Source organism: Lachnospiraceae bacterium oral taxon 096 (assembly GCA_018141845.1).
Taxonomy (GTDB): domain Bacteria; phylum Bacillota; class Clostridia; order Lachnospirales; family Lachnospiraceae; genus F0428.
This window is the reverse complement of the sequence record CP073340.1, coordinates 26,128-44,549: the sequence shown is the minus strand read 5'-3', so window position 1 is coordinate 44,549 and position 18,422 is coordinate 26,128. Positions and strand designations below refer to the sequence as shown.

Sequence of the window (18,422 nt, the reverse complement as noted above, 5' to 3'; positions counted from 1 at the left end):
GTTTCTCCCCTACCCAGTTACATATATCAGTTCATTATAAAATGCTTAGATTTTTGTCTAGACAACTGAACCACTATAGTTTAATAATGACATTAAACAAAGATTTCCTAAAGTCGGTATTTCGGTAAAGGATGATGAGGACTGTCGGTACAATATTTGTTGGGAAGACTACGAGGATGAGTATGAGTTTGAACTTTGGATGCTAAGGGATAGAAGTGTATTCATGATAAATTACTTTAACTCAAAGAACAGGCTCTATGATTATGCAGAGTTTATAAAATGGCTCAGAAGCTACTTCCCTTATGAAAAGGAAGTTTTATTATGTGATGAGGGATATAATAAAACTATTGTATTAAGTGAGGGAGTAGAGATAGAGGATATTTTGGAGATGCCGGAGTAGGAGCATCATTGTTAAAACATACCGGATATATATCATATTACGTATAGGTTTACAGTTGAGAAATTCAGATATATAAAGTATGATAGGTATGTCAATTAATATATAAATAAGATTAAATTAATAAATTTATAATGGAGGTAATGGGAATGGAAACAGGCTCTGTAAATGATTTAAAAACTTTTGTGGAAGTGAAATCTTTCGGTGATATTTTACCTAAGAACGGAACAAATATAAGAAGCCCTTATGAGCATCAAAAAAAGGCTATGGAAGCACTTGATAAGATTAATAAAGAAGACTTTTTTCGATGGAAAAAGTATATGAAAGCTATGTGGCGCGACAGATGAAAAAAATCTTCTCACCAGATGGTTGGAAGGTATCTGCTCAGGATAAGGGATATTTCTTATTCCAGGAGGGCCATGAAGAAAAGAAAAAAACATCTTCAGACTACGACCAGATATTGTCATTAGGAGAGGAGATGTAACAGTTGTATTGGATACGAAATGGAAACGCCTTATTCCTGATCGAAGTAAAAACTATGGAATAAGCTCAAGTGATATGTATCAGATGTATGCATATTCTAAAAAGTATACCGAGGGAGATATGGTGCCAGAAGTATGGGTACTATACCCTAAGACAGAAGAGATGCACGAACCACTGCACTTTGATAGTGGGGATGGTACAAAAGTACATGTTTTCTTTGTAGATATGGCCAAGAAGGATACAAATTTGAGCGAGCTGAAGGCTATGATTTAGGCTTCTATTAGAGAGATTAAGGCACCATTCAGATTTTCCATGTGTAACATCTAGCAGGGTGAAGAGATAGAGTTCTACAATACTGCATCTGAGTTTTCAGGAGAAGTATGTGTTGTTGTTGACAAGCAAGTTCAGTACGAAGGAAAGGTATGATCCCTTTCTGCATTGGCAACAAAACTCTCGAATACTAAGTGGGGAGTTGCTGGCTCACATTATTTCAAGTAAAAGGGCGAATGGCTCAATGATATTAGAGAACGCTGCGAAAAGAGATTTATGGAATAGTTATTTTTGGAGGACTTAAATTAAATGAATTATAAACACAAGGTAAGATTAACGGAGGATATAAAAGATTTTAACAAATTACTACCTGAGCTTGGTAATGAAGTATTTGTAAAATATAATTTTAGTGTTAATGAAGATTTTACTGAAATGTATGTATATGTAGCTGATACATGCTATGTAATTGATAATGATATAAGTCGTGAATATTTTGTGAATTTAACTATAAAGCAACATTATGAAAGAAAACGTGAACTTAAAGTCACTTCATATTGTAATTTAAACGGCTACATTATAGTGGTTCAGTTGTCTAGACAAAAATCTAAGCATTTTATAATGAACTGATATATGTAACTGGGTAGGGGAGAAACTCCCCCCTCAGGCTGCATGATCATCCAGTAACAGGATTGGATAATAGCAGGATGCCGGTGTCTGATTATTGAGTGCTGAATGACAACGTTCAAAGTTGTATGTATGCACATATTTCCCAATAGCCTTCCTTGCTTCTCGGATATTGTTGTATTGGGTCAGATATGCTTCCTCGTACTTGAAGCTCCGGAACCATCGTTCAATCATGATATTATCAGCCCAGCGGCTTTTACCATCCATGCTTTGACGGATCTGGTTCTCTTTGAGGAAATTCATGTACTCATTGCTTGTAAACTGACAGCCCTGATCCGAATTCAGGATAATAGGTTTTGCTACCATAAACGCCTTTTTTAACGCAGTTATGACCATTCTGGTATCTAGAGTATCATCGACTTCCCAGCCAACAATACAGCGGCTGTACCAGTCGATCACAGCGGTCAGATACAGGAATCCGTGCTTGATGGGGATGTATGTAATGTCGATTGACCATGCCTGATTAGGACGGTCGATAACGGCGTTTCGTAGCAGATACGGGCAGACTTTAGCCTGTTGCATACGTTTAGAAAGGTTCATTTTTGGATAGATTGGATCCATCCCCATTTCATTCATATAACGGCGCGTTTTCCGGCGGCCAACCTGATGCCCACGCTTCTTCAGCTGAGCAGACAGCTGTCGTGCTCCCCAGGCCGGGTTATCTGTGTGTAATCGATCTATGATCGATTTGCAATCTAACTCCTCCTGAGATATGGGCGTGCCCTTGTAATACACACTGGTACGGTTGATATCAAGAAGCGCAGCTCCTGTTTTAACTGGAAGTTCTTTAGTCTTCAAAAGGTTTTGGACTAAATTTACTCTCGTAGTCAGGTCCAAGTGTTTCTTCAGATTTTTTTTTCAACCAATCCACCTGCATGGTGAGCTGGCCAACTTTTTTCGCATATTCAGCTTTTTCCTTGCGCTCTAAAGCGAGTTTTTCTTTCAGATTATCCTCTCGTGTGTCATCAAAAACCACGGATGCTTTATCGAGGAACTCCTTCTTCCAGTTGCGGAGAAGATTTGGCTGAATATTGTTTTCGGTTGCGATTGTATTTAAGTCTTTTTCTCCTTTGAGCAGTTCAATCACTAATTCTGATTTGAATTTGGCGGAGAAATTTCTTCTTGTTCGAGACATAATAAAAATCCTTCTTTCTGTAGTGTTTACAGTATATCAGATTCATTAAGAAATGTCTCTTGAAGTGTCTTAAATTACGATACCATTATACATGGGATTTAATATAAGCGACAGTAAGGATTTTAAACAGTACAATAGAAATGATATATACACAGACTCGCATCCTCAGGGAACATACTATGTTATTAAATATGAAGTAGTATTTTCATTAGTGATGAGAAATGGAATGGAGCATTTTGGAGATAGTTTACTTAACATTTGTTTCGTTGATTCTTATGGAAGAAGGATTGAGGATGCACAGATAGGGTATGGGGAAGATGATAATTGCTATAGAACACATAAATTTTATGTTCAAAAAATACAAACACTCAATGATTATGAGTTGATAAAAGATTTGTATGATAAATCATTTGATCAACACAAAGATACTATTGTGGATGAAAATGGCATGTATAAGCAGGCGATAGAGTATTATGAAAATAGAGGAATGTTTGAAACAGTACGCGCTTTGACGGATATTCATAATTCTGTCATTAAATAGATTTACACCCACTTTTCGACCTAACCAAGGTACACCGTTATTTTGTATTAAAATAATAGTTATATCTGAGGGTGTTGATTTACTAAAGACAAAAACAGTATTTTTGGCAAGACCTACAGTTTCATCTATTTTGATGACACAGATGGTTGGTAGAGCATTGCGAGGAATGGCAGCGGGTGGTAATCAAGTGCATATATTGTTTCATTTATAGATCATTGGAATGAGCATATTGCATGGGTAAATCCGGAAAGTTTATTTGCAGGAGATAATGAATTTCAGGATAGTGATGATTCCGAGTGCATCAAAAGAGATATTCAACTGATTGCAATCTCAAAGATTGAGGAGTTTGCAAGAATACTTGATAATTCGGTAGATACAATAGATTTGGAAAGAGTTGCTTTTGAAAAAAGAATTCCTATAGGAATGTACGCATTTAATTATCTGGAAGAAAACAGAATAGACCATTCACATCAGGTAATGGTATATGACAGCACACAGGAAGCTTATAAGAATCTTATGGAGTCACTTCCTTCGTTGTTCAAGTCATTTGATGTAACAGAGGAGTATCTGACAAAAGAACAGCTTGATGAAATGGAGGAACAGTGCAGGGATTCATTCTTCTGTGGTGAAATGATTCCGCCATATGAGAGCAGAGATGTTATAAATATCATAAAATACTATGCACAATATGAGGAAGCACCAAGATTCTATACATTTGAAGAGGTGGATAGAAATAAGCTGGATATATCAAAGATTGCAAGGCATATTTGGGATGAAGATATGGGGGTACGTAAAAAGGCTGAATACATTGATGAGCTATGGAATTCCGGTGACGACAATATGCTTAGCTTGTTCTTTGGCAGAAAAATATATTTTTTAAAGCAGCTTGATATTGAGTTGATGAAATTAGCAAATCCAGGTATAGATGGTTGGAAAGAAGGACCAACTATGGTTGATGGAGTCAAGAAGCTGGAAAATTTACCGCTCCATAGAATTCGTGAGATTGATCCTGATTATGAAAAATATTTAAGAGATGAAACTTTTAAAAAGTATACTGATGAAGTCGGTAATTATCGTTGTGCCTGCTGTGGATTTACAGACAGATCCAGAGTTCCTTTCCAAGTAGACCATATTATTGCTATGAATAATGGCGGTAAATCTGTTGTGGAGAATTTACAGATTCTTTGCTGCAGTTGTAATGCAAGGAAGAGTGATAAATAATGTATGGATTGTTTTATTCGGCAATCGATATTGCATTTATCTTACAGGATTTAAAACTTGGTTGTAGAGAAGAAAGTAAAATTCTTGATTCAATATGGGAAAATGAAAAGAGCTTACTTTCCAAACAGTACAGAGATAATAAGAGAAAATTTCTGCTGGATATATATCAATGGAGTCATTATATATTGGATAAGGATGCAATTGATGAAGAACTTGTTGCCATACAGAGGGATTTGAAGCATTCGGACAGAACATTGCAATTAGATCAGTTAAGCGGTTATTTTTCTGATTTTGATATTTTCTTTAAAAGTTGTCGTATAAAAATATTATATGGCGGAATCAAATTTGTATGCATAGGTTTTAGAGAATTACTAAACAAATATGGATATAAGCGCAAGTCACCACTAATACTCCAGTATATAAAACATTGTTTGATATTCTATCATCTGGAAGTGACTATTTATGGAAGAGGTAGTTGCGATATAGAAATAGTAGGCATTGATGAAATGTTGATGTTTAGAGTAATAAGTTAGTGTATTTAAATAATGGGACAGTCACAAGTTTAGAATAAGCAGGTGAAAAATGATTACAGGTATCGACTACATCTTATATACAGATAAAAGCAAGGATGCTTTTATAGAAAAAATAAAAGAAAGTGTTACGTTTTGGGAAGATCCATATATTGTCATTGATAATGAAGATGAAACAACAGATATTTTTGTTTCTCGAGATGAAGAGATGTTTTGGTTGATGGACGAAAAGGGATTTTATATAGATGAACTGTCCGGATGATATGTACCCTCTTTACTGGACACCCAGTAAGGAGGGTATTTTTCATGCGTTACAGTCATGAGTATAAGTTAGAGTGTATCGAGTTATATCGACAAGGAATCTGGCCTGAAACACCAGAAGGGATAAAAATAACAAGATTTCGTAAAATGATTCGATACTGGGTTCGTATCGAAGAACAAAATGGACCAGACGCTTTAAAGCACTTAGGTAATAACAAAGTGTGGACCCCTGAAGCGAAATATGAATTAGTTGCTAAAGTATTAGCAGGACAATCCAACAATTCAGTTGCTATTTCTGCGGGTATCAGCGATGGAATGCTATATATGTGGGTTCGCAAATACAAAAAATTAGGTTACAATGGTCTTGTGAATAAAAAGAAAGGTCGCAAGAGCAAGAACCCTGATATGAAAAAGAAAACGATTGAGCCCAAGCCTTTAACTGAATCAGAACGCGAAGAGTTAATCAGACTAAGAGCAGAAATTGCGGCAATGAAAGCTGAGATTGAAGTGGTAAAAAAAGGATCGCCTTGAGACAAGAAAGATGGGCTGCGCAACTCAAGGCGAAAAAGCAGCAATCATCAAAGCACTCAGAGAAGAAGGATACCAATTAAAGCACCTATTAAAAGGTTTAAATATGCCTAAATCAACTTACTACTACGAAATCAGTAAAGTTGATACTGTAGGCTTTAGAAATGCTGAACTCACTGAAGAAATCAAGAAAATATTTGATCAGCATAAAGGCAGATATGGTGTAAGAAGAGTGTATAGAGAACTCTTAAGATGTGGAAATATTGTTAATCACAAAAGAGTACAACGTATCATGCATTCACTTGGATTGCAAGGCAAAAGGCCTAAAGAGAAATATCATTCATTCAAGGGCGAAGTAGGCAAAGTAGCACCAAACATAATAGATAGGGACTTTACAGCGACAGCACCACTTCAGAAGTGGACAACTGATGTATCTCAGTTTAACTTTTCATGGGGAAAGTGTTATCTTATCTCCGATAATTGACATGTACACAAATGAAGTTATTTCATATGATTTATCGATGAGTCCAAACCTAAATCAAATCAAGAGGATGTTAGAGACGGCGTTTAAAAAGTTCAAATCACTTACAGGATTAATATTTCATTCAGATCAAGGATGGCAATATCAACATAACTATTATCGTCAAGAACTAAAAAACAGAGGAATTATCCAATCAATGTCTAGGCGTGGCAATTGCATAGACAATTGCATTATAGAAATATTCTTTGGACGTCTAAAGAATGAAATGTACTACGGCTACGAAAAAGAATATGAATCATACTAGATGAATACATAAATTATTACAACAATGAAAGAATACAACGGAAAACAAAATGGATGCCATCTGTAAAGTACAGGATAACATCCATGTGTTCCGCTTAGTTCATAACATGTGTCCAGGATTCTGGGTACATATCATCATGCGAAAGGTCCTATTTTTGTGGTAAAATTAACTTGCAATGAAAAAACTTTACACAATACTTATTGTAATTCAAAACAAGGATATTTACCACTGTTTTTTCAGATTGTTTGGATCTGCTGGATCCTGTTTTAACATTTGACAGATTGATAGGAGGAATCGATTTAAACAAGTATCTGACGGATATTCCGGAGTACACAACCAGACGACGCAGATATCATCCGGTCAACATGTTAAAAACAGTACTTTTCGGATTTATGACTAGCGGTTACTGCTCTCTGAGAAAACTGGAAGACAACTGCAAGGTTAATATCAGGTTCATGTATCTCATGGATCACTGAACTCCGTCATACAGAACCTTTGGATATTTCATCAATGAGATACTTCAAGATAAGATTGAGAACATTTTTAACGACATCAATCATGCTATCTTTAACGAGGAGTATGTAGATCTTCAACATCTCTACATCGACGGCTCCAAGTTTGAAGCAAACGCAAACAAGTATACCTGGGTATGGAAGAAGGCTACCGAAAAGTTCCGTTACAAGCTTTACGAAAAAATCACTACGGAGATTGAGGAAATTAATACAGAAATCGCATGGAGTGGGGTGCAGATCACAACAAACCCGGAGTATGTACCGGATTATCTGAATGAAATCGTTGAGCAGCTGGTACTTTTATGGGAACTGGATACCAGTACATTTGTTTACGGAAGCGGAAAGCGAAAATCCAAAGAACAGCGTCATTATGAACACTTGACTACTTTCTGTCAGAAACTTCAAGAATACATACAAAAAATGGAAATCTGTGGTCCTGACAGAAACAGTTACTCTAAAACAGATACCTCCGCTACCTTTATGCGTATCAAAACGGATTACATGGGCAATGATCAGCTTCTGCCGGCATATAATGTACAGATTGGTGTAGCAGATGAATATATTACAGTTGTTGACGTGAACCGGTATCGTTCGGATATGGATTGCTTCGTTCCTTTGATGGAGCACTTCAAACAAACTTATGGATTCTATCCCAAATATCCTGTGGCAGATGCCGGATATGCCTCATACAACAATTATATTTTCTGTGAACAGAACGGAATTGAAAAGTATATGAAATTTCCAATGTTTAAAAAGGAAACTAAGGATCGGAAATATCATGAAGATCCATTTCATGCAGTTAATTTCAGAATTGATGAGCAAGGAGTCATGAGATGTCCTAACGATAAAGCATTCCGTTTTTTTATACAGAAAAAATGTGAGGGGAAATCAGTACAGGCTCAAGGAAGAACTGTATGAATGCGAAGACTGTAGCGGATGTCCGTATGCAAAGAAATGTAAGAAGACAGATAAGAATCGAACCGTTCAGATCAATCAGGAACTAACTTCCATGCATCAGGAAGTAATCGAAAACCTGGAAAGTATCCACGGTGCGTTATTACGAATGAACCGTTCGATACAAGCAGAAGGCACTTTCAGAATTATGAAAAACGACCGTTGGTACAAGAGAATTGTCCGAAGAGGTATTCATTCAGTCAAACTGGAAGTTTTACTCGTGGCGATAGGCCATAATTTATATAAATATCAGAAAAAAAAGACAAGAAACAGAACTGCCGCATAGATTCAAAAAAAGAATTTCTATGGGGCAGGGGAAGTGTGCTTTTTTGCGTATGATTTCAGTCATTTATACACAATAATTGCAAAAATGGAGAACATAGGGGCAAATTTTATGTGTTGCATTTTTGAGGGGTTAACAGTATACCGTATGATTGGAATAAAATAAAGCAAAAAATTAGGAATCCGTCGTATTGATAAAAAGTTCAATAAAACATTGCAAAATATAAAAAAAATTGGTGATATTTTGGTAAATAATCGAATATTGACAAATTATAGTTCAAAGCGTACTGTACATATAAGGAGCAAATGGATGAATCATTTGGAAATATGGAGAGTGAGAAGAGAGTGAGAAGGAGGGGAGGATGAGACCAGAAATTATATTTATGCCTCTTGGAGGGGGGCAGAGAGTGGGAGCTAGCTGTTATTATTTAAAAATTGGCGACAGCAATATTCTTCTTGATGCAGGGATTGGAGTGGATCAGGGGATGGAATTTGAGCCGAATTTTCATTGTTTGCTTACCTCTCCATTTATGCAATCTATGGGGCAGATCAATCAGATTTTTATATCCCATGCTCATATGGATCATGTAGGGGATCTTTTGAAGGTGATGAATCAAGCAAATTATGCCAATGTATATATGACAGAAATTACAAAGACACTGACACAGTATCAGCTCTATGATCGGCTCTTTATTGGAAATAGAGAAAAAGATGAGCGTACACGCCTAGCAACAAAGGGGCTTTTGGAGAAAATTACACCTGTAAGTTTTATGAAGACTTTGGATTTTGGAAAGTATAGGGTGACTTTTTATCCAGCGGGGCATATTCCAGGGGCCATGATGGTTTTGTTTGAGGTGGGGAGAAAAAAGATTCTATATACAGGAGATTATTCTATTCATCATACCGTTCTTACACAGAAATGCATTCCTCCGAAGGGAATGGATATTGACACTGTGATTTTATGTGGACTTCACGCAAAGCATCCCGATTATGTAAAAAAATCAGATCGTATGTTTCAACAAATTGGCTATGCCCTTCATGTGGTCAATGACACGGGGCAATCGGTTCTATGTAAAGTTCCACAATTGAGTAAGGGAATTGAATTTTTAAAGAAACTCAATGATTGGAATCGAACAGGAATACCGATATATATTGATGAGTCTTTAATGAATGTTGTTCATAAGATGGAACAACTTTCTGTGCCGATTTTGAATCAATATAATCGAGTGATGGATATGAACAAGGGAAGACCGAAAGAAGCTCATATCTATTTGACATCAGATAGGAATACAAGGTGGGTAGGGCCATATAAGCTATTGAATGCGAATTTTTCATTGCACGAGGACTTTTCAGAAATGAAAGAATTTTTAAAGTTACTCAATCCAAGGCAGGCAATGGTGGTTCACTGTGATAAGGAAAAATCAGTGTTTGACGAGACCATTGAGCAGGAAATGATGAGAGACGGGGAGTGCAGGACACAATTTACTTTTGCAGAGGAAAATGAGATTTATCAATTGTAAGAGGAGAAGATAGAAGAAAGGAATACAGAAGATGATCAATGTGAAGGATTCAAAAGTACAAGAGGTATTAGAAATTATTCATGAGGCTATCATTCGAAAGGAAAAGAGGGGTGGAAGGCTTAACGAGGAAATTCTTACTGAAGGAAAGATTTTTTCTGTGATTTGCAAAGATTTTGATATGGGACCAAGAAAAATTGTGGATTGTATGGAAGAGAGCTATGGATATGACATCACAGTGGATGAGGTGATCAAGCTCCTTCGTGGGGCAAAGATGGGCATTCCAGGTGAGCGAAAAGAAATCTTTAAGTGGGCTGATCGTGTAGCCACTTCCTTTTCAAAAGCAATTCTTGGCGATAAAAAAGCATTTGAAGAGTTTGACAAAATTCGCAAGGAACCGGCAGTTAATGGAGAAAAAAGGCGTGTTCAAGAACGTGTAGCGAATATCATAATTTATGAAAAGTATCCAGAGATTGATGTATTTGAAGATATGGAGCGTCTGCTGTCACTCGGAAATACGCTTGCAAGGTACTTGTTTTTTGATATTGCAGATGCTATCTGTGAGGTATATGATTTTCCACTATATAAGGATAAGGAAAAAGATAAGCAGGATCATCAGGGAAAAAAGAAAATAGAGAAGGCAGAGAAACAACTTTCACATGAGCAGGCTCTGAAAAAAGTTGTTCAATTAGAAAACACTTTGGAGAGAACGGATGCTATGCTTCAAGATTTGCAAAAGGAATTTGATGTTCAGTTGGAAGAGAGCAAATCAAAGGAATTGGCAGAATTTTTTGCCAAGCTCAATTCAGAAAAATATGGTTGCATTCTCGACGAGCTTTTAGTCGTTAACAAGGGGGTAGATAGGCTGAGAAAGAGCAATTATGAGTTGCCAATTGAAATCAATGGTCTACTCATCATGGTGAAAAAGTTGATTCAATTTGTGCGAGATAGTCATATTGAGCCAATAATGAAGGTGAATTCTGTCCGTGAAGTGGTCGCATCAGATATAGAATATTGCAATTATGATGGTTCACCATTTGAAAGCCCAGAGGAGAAAAAGAAAATCAAGGTGATTTCATCGGGATGGGTGTATAAGGACAAGGATTTACAGATTTCGAGACCAAAAGTAAAGGAGGAAAAATAATGAAAGCACAAGAGCAAGATGGCTTATGTGTGGGCATTGATCTTGGGACAACCAATTCTGTGTTGTCCATCATCAATGAAAAGCCAAATGGAGATATTATCAGTAAGGTTTTGGAGATTCCTAGAGCAACGGATATGTACAATGCAGTTTCTGCAGGACCAAAATTGACAACGAAAAAGGAGCCTACACTCCCGTCCTGTGTCTATTATCGACAGGAAAAAAATTATGAACCGCTGGTGGGTGATTTTGCCAAGATGCAATATCCATTGCGTCCACATTTGGTTGCTAAGTCAGTGAAGAGCCAAATGGGAAAGGCCAAGGTGGAGGGTTTATCTGAAGATATTCCGGACAAAACGCCTGCAGAAATTTCGGCAAGAATATTGAAGCATTTGATCAGGGAGGCATCGAAAGTCTGTAGAAGTGAAATTAAGGATGCGGTCATCACAGTGCCTGCAAATTTTGATTCCATTATGTGCAAGGCGACAAGAGATGCAGCAGAATTGGCGGGCATCAAAGTAAGGAATAATGATGGCAGTGAGAGACCAATTCTATTATCAGAGCCAAACGCCGTAATTTATGATTTAATTAACCAAATTCATAATGGGGAGATTTCTGATCGAATTTTAGATTTGAGTGAAAAGAAGAGGGTGCTTGTATTTGATCTTGGTGGTGGAACTTTGGATATTACAATGCACCAAATTCAACGCAGAGATGACAATGAAGAAGTATTAAAGGTGGATGAAATTGCCACCAACCGCTATACATTGCTTGGTGGCGATGATTTTGATGAGGAAATTGCCAAGGCGATGTATAAAAGATACTTAGCACAATATGAACGCTATCCTGATGTTGTCAAAAAACTTCGAAAGGAAGAAAATACCATTATGGCTCTTCTTCGAGTTCAGGCGGAAGGATTAAAACTTGAAGTTAATGATCGATGTGGAAATCAAGATGACTATGACTCAGGATGGGATGATTCAGGATGGGATGACACAGAGGAAGAGACAGGATTTTCTATTGGTGGAAATATGGGAGGAATTGGTTATTCCTATGACGACACATTTACACAGGGAGAGGTAGAAAATATTTTGTCTGTTTTTATGGCATCAGAACTAAAATATGATGATTATAAGAATCTTGAAAATATTTCCAATATAAGAAATATTATTTATCCAATACTCGATGTGTTAAAAAAGGCTTCAGATAAATTGGAAACGGAAGATGTGGTGGTGGATGCCGTCATTGTCAATGGTGGAATGTCAAAGTTTTATATGGTCACAGATCGATTGAAGGAGTTTTTTGGTTTTGATCCTATTGTAGCTTTGGATCCAGATCAGGCGGTAGCCAGGGGAGCTGCAGTATATCATTATTATTTGCGTAAGTATGATGAAATGCAAGATGATATGCGTCTTTTAGATCAAGATGAAGATAGAACGGTGGCAAAAAATACTTCAAACAAGCGAAAAATTCCCGATATTCTCATTGATTGGTCTGGTAATATTTTAAATGATAGTTTATATCTTGGAGTCAAAAATGGGGCAACCCATGAGATTATTCCTACAGGAACAGAGCTTCCCTATACTTCACAAGTAATGTCAGGTTTTCGGATAGAAGCGGGGAAGAATAAGATTGCCATTCCAATTAAGAATCGAAATTTAGATGGATCCTATCGAACGATTGCCAATGGAAATATGGTCTTTAAACAGAGATATTTTAATGGTGTCTATGTGGCCTTTATGATTCATATGAGTAAGAATAAGGTAATTACCATGAAGGCTTGGACCAGCAGGGATGTTGATGGAAATAATCAAATTGAGGCTGGCATTGCTGAAATTTCCATTGAAACCAATGAATTTTCTAAGGAAAAGAGCAGGATGATCGCTCAAAGCGGTAGTCGCCTACAGCCAAGGGCAGAGATTAATCATCTTGTACAACTTTGCCAAAATTTGGAAAAAATTCGGGGCGGTCAAGGCCAAGATAAAAATGGCATGATGAATATGCGTATCTATAATTGTATCGACAGTATCTGTAAAGCTGGAAATAAGGAGGAATTTGCTCCAGCAGTGTTAGATGCACTTGAGAACAATACTTCTGAAGTAATCAAATTGAGACTTTTTGTTATTGCAAAGAAGATTGGAGATTTTTGGAGCAATGATGAGAAAAAGAGATTGGCAAGATTGTGTATGAGTCAAATTAGTGCAGATATTACAGGATTTCCTATGGAAAAGGGACCAAGAGTCAATACAAATATTGAAGCGATTTATGCAATGAGCATCTGTGCCAATGCAGAACAATTGAGCAGGTTGTCACCATTACATTCGATTGTGAAGTATCGCCAAGTCTGTCTGGATACACATGCGAAGACAAGGACAGAGATTCAGTGGTTGCAGGATGAGTTTTTTCATGATGTTAGGAAGACTTTAGAAAGAAAGGAAAGTAATATTCAATTCAGTGCCTATGCCATCGGTGCTGCATTGAAAAAGGACGGATTGAGTGAACCTATATTGCCATTTCAGAAGGAAGAAAGAATTATCCAACAGCTTTGTAAAGTTATCAGAGCAGGTGTGCTTTCAGAAAAAGCATTGATCTGTTGTGTATTGTCTCTGGGATGGATTAGTGACCAGAGAGAGAATATTTTTAAGCTTGATGAAAGAATGGAACAAGAAATATTGGATATTCTAGAAAATCTAGACTTCTTTTATCCGACCTTTACTCATCAAGAAGAGGAAAGAAAAGTAGCGATGAAAATGGTAAAGGGCGAACGGCTTACCAATAGTGAAGAGCAATTTTTGTTGAAGAAATTGGAACGATAGAGGACAGATTGCATATACACAATGGAGAGAGCATTCGGGTAAATGACCTGAGTGCTCTCTCCTTATCATCTATATCGGATTTAATTGTACGAGTTTTTTAAGTAATTTGGATCAATATCTGAAGATTGTATATCGAGCAGGTTTTCTTCCGCATTTTGTAGGGAGGACATGTAGCCATCATATTTAATGATCTTGATCCCTGTTTTGTCACAAAAATCTTTGAGAAGAGCAAAGGTTCTCTCATCTCGACATCGAATCTTTTTAGGACAAAGTTTTTCCTCCTTCCACCCTTCAACAACACCCTGTAATATAATTTATGGATCCTGATCGATGAAATATTCTGTAGGAATAGGGAGAAGGTAATGGCTTTCGCTCTCAGCAATAAGAAGAAAGAATGGAAAATAAGGTGTCTGTGTTTTCTCTTTTTGTACAGGTGTCATCAATCTCTCTTCCTGTAATACTGACATATCCAATCTGCCCATCGTCTAATTTTATGGCAAATATTTCTGTATCCCAAAGAAAATTCCAAACTTTCGTTTTCCTATAGAGAAATGCAAGTTTAAAAAAATCAGATTTTTTCATAGATCCTCCTTTGCTATTGTATAGTTTGTATATAATTACTGTGATTAGTTGCACAAATAATAGCATAATTGCGATAAATTTACAAGCTTGACCGCAGTAAATTTCAATTCTATAATAAAATTTAGAGTAAAATATTATTTTATTGTAAATTAGGACAAAAATATAGGAGGATGTCAAAAGATTTATTAGAAAGATTGGGAGGTGATTTTTGTGCAAAAAATTCGCTGTGTGGTCGAGCGAATTACTTATCAAAATCCAGAAAATGGATACTCCGTTTTGAAATGCAGAGTGAAGGATTACAGCGAATTAGTTCCTGTGATTGGAAATATGATCGATGCCAATGTAGGTTCGGTTCTTTTGTGTGATGGAGAGTGGAAGGTAGATGCAAAGTATGGTCGCCAATTTGTCACACAAAATTGGGAAGAGACACTTCCGGCCACTGTCTATGGCATGGAAAAATACTTGGGTTCTGGACTGATTAAGGGAGTGGGACCAAAATTTGCCAAAAAGATTGTTCAAAAGTATGGGGAGAAGACATTTGATATTATTGAGACCAATGTAGAAGTTTTGGAAGAAATTGAGGGAATCGGAAAAAAGCGTGTGCAGATGATTGCTCAGTCTTGGGAAAAGCAAAAAGAGGTTAAAAATATTATGCTCTTTTTGCAAGAACATCAAGTGTCCACTTCTTATGCAGCTAAGATATACCACCACTATGGAAATCAAAGTATTGCCATGATGAAGAAAAATCCCTATCAATTGGCCGATGATATTTGGGGAATTGGATTTAAGACTGCAGACCAGATAGCAATGAAATTAGGCTTTGAGAAGGAATCCTATGTGCGATTGCGAAGTGGATTGATGTACACACTTTCCGATCTTTCAAATGAAGGTCATGTCTTTGCTAAAAAGGGACAACTTGTAGAACGGGCAAGTCAACTTTTAGAGGCTTCTCAAGAGACCGTGATGATGACGATGGACGATATGATTCAGAAAAAAGAACTCATTCTTGAAAAAAATTTTGAGATTCAAGATGAAGGAAAAGAAAGAAAAGAAGGTGAGGAAGAAAATAGAGATCAAAAGTCGGAGGTTGCCATTTATCTTCCACCATTTTATTATGCAGAAATTGGAGTTGCAGGAAAGTTAAAGAAGTTAGCTTCTTCTCCTGCAAAGGATCGACTCTATCAAGAGCTAATCAAAGAGCGAAAAAAAACAGGCAATGTTGAACTTTCGGTCGATGTCACTGCTATCGAAAGAAAGGCCAAAATGAACTATGATGAGATTCAAGCTCTAGCTATTCGTCAGGCGGCTATAGCAAAGGTGATGGTATTGACAGGAGGACCAGGAACGGGAAAGACAACGACGACGCATGGCATTATTTCGATGTATCGAGCGTATGGATTAAAGATTCTTTTGGCGGCCCCAACAGGGCGTGCCGCCAAGCGAATGACAGAGACCACAGGACTTGAAGCAAAGACCATACATCGACTGTTGGAATGTAAGCCCCCCGATGGTTACCAAAGAAATGAGGAGCATCCACTGGAGGGAGATGTGTTGATTGTCGATGAATGTTCGATGATTGATATGATCTTGATGAATTCCTTATTAAAGGCAATTCCCGCATCAATGCGTCTGATTTTGATTGGAGACATTGACCAGCTGCCAAGTGTCGGGGCGGGAAATGTATTGCGAGACATCATTGACTCGGAAAGCTTTTTGGTGGTGCGGTTGACAAGGATTTTTCGCCAGGCACAGACGAGTCGAATTATTATGAATGCACATCGCATCAATCAGGGAAGGATGCCTGATATCAGCAATGGCAATACTGATTTTTTCTTCGTGGAGAATGAAGCTATAGAAAGCTTTGTGCCACAGATTGTAAAATTAGTGAGTGAAAAATTGCCCAATTACTATCATCTTGCCCCAAGACAAATTCAAGTACTTACACCTATGCAGAGGGGAGTGGTGGGAGCAACAAATTTAAATCTAGCTTTACAGGAAGCACTCAATCCGCCTGAGCAAGAAATTGTGGTCAGGGGAGAAAAACGAATGGTAACAAAGCCATGCCTACATCGAAGTGGCTATACTTTTCGCATAGATGACAAAGTGATGCAAATAAAAAACAATTATGACAAAGAAGTTTTTAATGGAGATATTGGAACGATTGTATCAGTGAATGAGAGTGATCGGACATTGAGCGTGTGCTTTGATGGAAAAGTCGTAAGCTATGAAGCGTCTGAACTAGAGGAACTTGTCCACGCCTATGCCACAACCATTCATAAGGCTCAGGGCTCAGAGTATCCTATTGTGGTGATGCCAATGACCATGAGCCACTTTATTATGTTACAAAGAAATCTTGTTTATACGGGGATTACAAGGGCAAAGAAGATTTTGGTTATGGTCGGGACAAAAAAGGCATTGAGCTATGCAATAAAAAATGTGACTATAACAAAGAGAAATACTCTACTTAGAGAGCGATTAATCTAAGCTTTCTTTTTCTATTTTGACGAAAATATGGTATAATATAAATGGATATGATGTAGAGTTTGTGCAAGCAAAGATAAGGAGGAACAGTGATGTTTAAGGCAATACGACTCATTATGCAAGAAATGGACAAGGTGAATATGCACTATAATGTCGAGGATATGGAGGATGTCAATATTCTCAGTGCAGGCTATGGTATAGAGAATGGTCCTACAATTACAATTAAGGTATTTTCTCAAGATGATGACAATGATGTGGCTGTTCGTGTCTATGGCATTCTCCACAATGTGGCAGAAGAAAGAATTCCAAAGATTATGAAAGTGATCAATCAATGCAATCAAAAGTTTCGATACTTTAAGTTTGTAATGAACGATGACAATGATGTTAGTGTTGAATATGATTTTCCTGTTGAGGCCAGTGATTATACCTTGGGACAAGAAGTTGTTGAGATTTTGATGCGGATGATGCATGTTCTTGACGAGTGTTATCCAGTGTTGATGAGAGCTATTTGGAGTTAGTGAGTTAGTGGAATTATTGAAATTAAAATGGATTTCGACGGTTTGGGAATTTTTAGAAAGGGAAGCACACTATGGAGTTTAGAGAAGTCATAAAAAATCGCTACTCATGTAAAAAGTATAGCGATCGTCAAGTAGAAAAGGAAAAGTTAGAGGCAATTTTAAATGCAGGACGCCTCGCACCAACAGCAAAAAATCTTCAAGAGCAACATATCTATGTCCTTCAAAGTGCTGAAGCTTTGGACAAATTTGACCAAGTTTCTCCTTGTCGCTATGGTGCACCAACGGTTCTTGTTGTTACCTTTGATAAGAACAATGTCTATCTCTATCCTGGGGAGAAGCGAGATTCTGGTGTGGAGGATGCAAGCATTGTTGCAACCCATATGATTTTGGCAGCAGCGGATGAGGGCGTGGACAGTTGTTGGATCAATTGCCTTGATCCAGATGAGTTAGCCAAGGCGTTGGAACTTCCACAGAACGAGGAAATTCTAATGGCAATGGATCTTGGCTATGCCGCAGAGGGAGCAGGTCCATTGGCCAATCACGAAAAGAGAAAAGAACTTTCAGAGACAGTGAGTTATCTATAAGATGTAGAATATCTTGAAATTGAAGAGAGTATCACTTTGAAGTGGTGCTCTTTTTTAATTACAAAACTGGAAGGAATAAATATTATATAAGAATCTTAAAAAAAAATCAAAAAATATTGACTATATATATATATAATAAAAGAAGCGAATTTTGAAAAGTATAAAAATATTATATATTGGGAGTACTTTTAAGAAAGAGT

14 protein-coding genes and 7 pseudogenes are annotated in these 18,422 nt (G+C 37.2%); 19 read left to right on the top strand and 2 right to left on the bottom strand.

The genetic code is table 11. The features are described from left to right. The first annotated feature begins 79 nt into the window (after positions 1–79). From J5A74_00200 to J5A74_00185, 4 genes and pseudogenes are all read left to right on the top strand, one after another. Positions 80–400: pseudogene (locus tag J5A74_00200) on the top strand (hypothetical protein). Positions 401–546: 146 nt separating this feature from the next. Then, positions 547–744, top strand: coding sequence for a hypothetical protein (locus J5A74_00195; protein ID QUI96899.1), 198 nt, complete (start codon positions 547–549; stop codon positions 742–744). Beyond that, positions 705–1,153 (top strand): annotated as a pseudogene (locus tag J5A74_00190) (hypothetical protein). Before J5A74_00195 ends, J5A74_00190 begins: the two are co-directional and overlap by 40 nt. Positions 1,154–1,459: 306 nt before the next feature. Further along, on the top strand, positions 1,460–1,777 hold the full coding sequence (locus tag J5A74_00185; protein QUI95842.1) for a hypothetical protein: 318 nt from the start codon (positions 1,460–1,462) through the stop codon (positions 1,775–1,777). A 33-nt stretch (positions 1,778–1,810) separates the two neighbouring features. Here J5A74_00185 and J5A74_00180 read toward each other — a convergent pair. Further along, positions 1,811–2,969: pseudogene (locus tag J5A74_00180) on the bottom strand (IS3 family transposase). A gap of 91 nt (positions 2,970–3,060) precedes the next feature. Between J5A74_00180 and J5A74_00175 the strand changes: the two are divergent. From J5A74_00175 to J5A74_00120, 12 genes and pseudogenes are all read left to right on the top strand, one after another. Beyond that, positions 3,061–3,510 carry a hypothetical protein gene (locus J5A74_00175; GenBank protein ID QUI95841.1) on the top strand — a complete coding sequence of 150 codons (450 nt, stop codon included), beginning with the start codon at positions 3,061–3,063 and terminating at the stop codon, positions 3,508–3,510. A gap of 58 nt (positions 3,511–3,568) precedes the next feature. Beyond that, a pseudogene (locus J5A74_00170) lies at positions 3,569–4,731 on the top strand (HNH endonuclease). Next, positions 4,731–5,264, top strand: coding sequence for a hypothetical protein (locus J5A74_00165; GenBank protein ID QUI95840.1), 534 nt, complete (start codon positions 4,731–4,733; stop codon positions 5,262–5,264). Before J5A74_00170 ends, J5A74_00165 begins: the two are co-directional and overlap by 1 nt. 49 nt (positions 5,265–5,313) lie before the next feature. Beyond that, a pseudogene (locus J5A74_00160) lies at positions 5,314–5,520 on the top strand (hypothetical protein). Between the two features lie 47 nt (positions 5,521–5,567). Continuing rightward, positions 5,568–6,133, top strand: a pseudogene (locus tag J5A74_00155) (helix-turn-helix domain-containing protein). Next, positions 6,064–6,534, top strand: a complete 471-nt coding sequence (locus J5A74_00150; protein ID QUI95839.1) for an IS3 family transposase — start codon at positions 6,064–6,066, stop codon at positions 6,532–6,534. Before J5A74_00155 ends, J5A74_00150 begins: the two are co-directional and overlap by 70 nt. A gap of 1 nt (position 6,535) precedes the next feature. Beyond that, positions 6,536–6,835 (top strand): transposase family protein, encoded by a 300-nt coding sequence (locus J5A74_00145; GenBank protein QUI95838.1) that lies wholly within the window; start codon positions 6,536–6,538, stop codon positions 6,833–6,835. Continuing rightward, a complete protein-coding gene (locus J5A74_00140; protein QUI96764.1) occupies positions 6,826–6,933 on the top strand; it encodes an IS3 family transposase in 108 nt (35 codons plus the stop codon). Before J5A74_00145 ends, J5A74_00140 begins: the two co-directional genes overlap by 10 nt. Before the next feature lie 58 nt (positions 6,934–6,991). Next, a pseudogene (locus J5A74_00135) lies at positions 6,992–8,587 on the top strand (transposase). A 358-nt stretch (positions 8,588–8,945) separates the two neighbouring features. Continuing rightward, on the top strand, positions 8,946–10,103 hold the full coding sequence (locus J5A74_00130) for an MBL fold metallo-hydrolase (protein ID QUI95837.1): 1,158 nt from the start codon (positions 8,946–8,948) through the stop codon (positions 10,101–10,103). Between the two features lie 31 nt (positions 10,104–10,134). Next, complete coding sequence (locus J5A74_00125; GenBank protein QUI95836.1) at positions 10,135–11,244, top strand: hypothetical protein; 1,110 nt, start codon at positions 10,135–10,137, stop codon at positions 11,242–11,244. Then, positions 11,244–14,057, top strand: coding sequence for an Hsp70 family protein (locus J5A74_00120; GenBank protein QUI95835.1), 2,814 nt, complete (start codon positions 11,244–11,246; stop codon positions 14,055–14,057). Before J5A74_00125 ends, J5A74_00120 begins: the two co-directional genes overlap by 1 nt. A gap of 375 nt (positions 14,058–14,432) precedes the next feature. On the opposite strand, the gene J5A74_00115 is transcribed toward J5A74_00120, so the two are convergent. Beyond that, a complete protein-coding gene (locus tag J5A74_00115) occupies positions 14,433–14,639 on the bottom strand; it encodes a hypothetical protein (protein QUI95834.1) in 207 nt (68 codons plus the stop codon). 210 nt (positions 14,640–14,849) lie between these two features. Between J5A74_00115 and J5A74_00110 the strand changes: the two genes are divergently transcribed. The 3 genes from J5A74_00110 (at position 14,850) to J5A74_00100 (ending at position 18,222) form a co-directional block, all read left to right on the top strand. After that, positions 14,850–17,123: an ATP-dependent RecD-like DNA helicase gene (locus J5A74_00110; protein ID QUI95833.1), complete on the top strand. Its 2,274-nt coding sequence runs from the start codon at positions 14,850–14,852 to the stop codon at positions 17,121–17,123. Positions 17,124–17,212: 89 nt separating this feature from the next. After that, complete coding sequence (locus J5A74_00105; protein QUI95832.1) at positions 17,213–17,638, top strand: YbjN domain-containing protein; 426 nt, start codon at positions 17,213–17,215, stop codon at positions 17,636–17,638. A 71-nt stretch (positions 17,639–17,709) separates the two neighbouring features. Beyond that, positions 17,710–18,222 (top strand): nitroreductase family protein, encoded by a 513-nt coding sequence (locus J5A74_00100; protein QUI95831.1) that lies wholly within the window; start codon positions 17,710–17,712, stop codon positions 18,220–18,222. Positions 18,223–18,422 lie beyond the last annotated feature (200 nt).

Excerpts from the sequence above, each read along its gene's own strand:
- J5A74_00145 (QUI95838.1), top strand. The coding sequence starts at position 6,536 with ATGTACACAAATGAAGTTATTTCATATGATTTATCGATGAGTCCAAAC.
- J5A74_00195 (QUI96899.1), top strand. The coding sequence starts at position 547 with ATGGAAACAGGCTCTGTAAATGATTTAAAAACTTTTGTGGAAGTGAAA.
- J5A74_00175 (QUI95841.1), top strand. The coding sequence starts at position 3,061 with ATGGGATTTAATATAAGCGACAGTAAGGATTTTAAACAGTACAATAGA.
- J5A74_00100 (QUI95831.1), top strand. The coding sequence starts at position 17,710 with ATGGAGTTTAGAGAAGTCATAAAAAATCGCTACTCATGTAAAAAGTAT.
- J5A74_00125 (QUI95836.1), top strand. The coding sequence starts at position 10,135 with ATGATCAATGTGAAGGATTCAAAAGTACAAGAGGTATTAGAAATTATT.
- J5A74_00165 (QUI95840.1), top strand. The coding sequence starts at position 4,731 with ATGTATGGATTGTTTTATTCGGCAATCGATATTGCATTTATCTTACAG.
- J5A74_00150 (QUI95839.1), top strand. The coding sequence starts at position 6,064 with ATGGGCTGCGCAACTCAAGGCGAAAAAGCAGCAATCATCAAAGCACTC.
- J5A74_00185 (QUI95842.1), top strand. The coding sequence starts at position 1,460 with ATGAATTATAAACACAAGGTAAGATTAACGGAGGATATAAAAGATTTT.
- J5A74_00130 (QUI95837.1), top strand. The coding sequence starts at position 8,946 with ATGAGACCAGAAATTATATTTATGCCTCTTGGAGGGGGGCAGAGAGTG.
- J5A74_00105 (QUI95832.1), top strand. The coding sequence starts at position 17,213 with ATGTTTAAGGCAATACGACTCATTATGCAAGAAATGGACAAGGTGAAT.
- J5A74_00115 (QUI95834.1), bottom strand. The coding sequence starts at position 14,639 with ATGAAAAAATCTGATTTTTTTAAACTTGCATTTCTCTATAGGAAAACG.
- J5A74_00120 (QUI95835.1), top strand. The coding sequence starts at position 11,244 with ATGAAAGCACAAGAGCAAGATGGCTTATGTGTGGGCATTGATCTTGGG.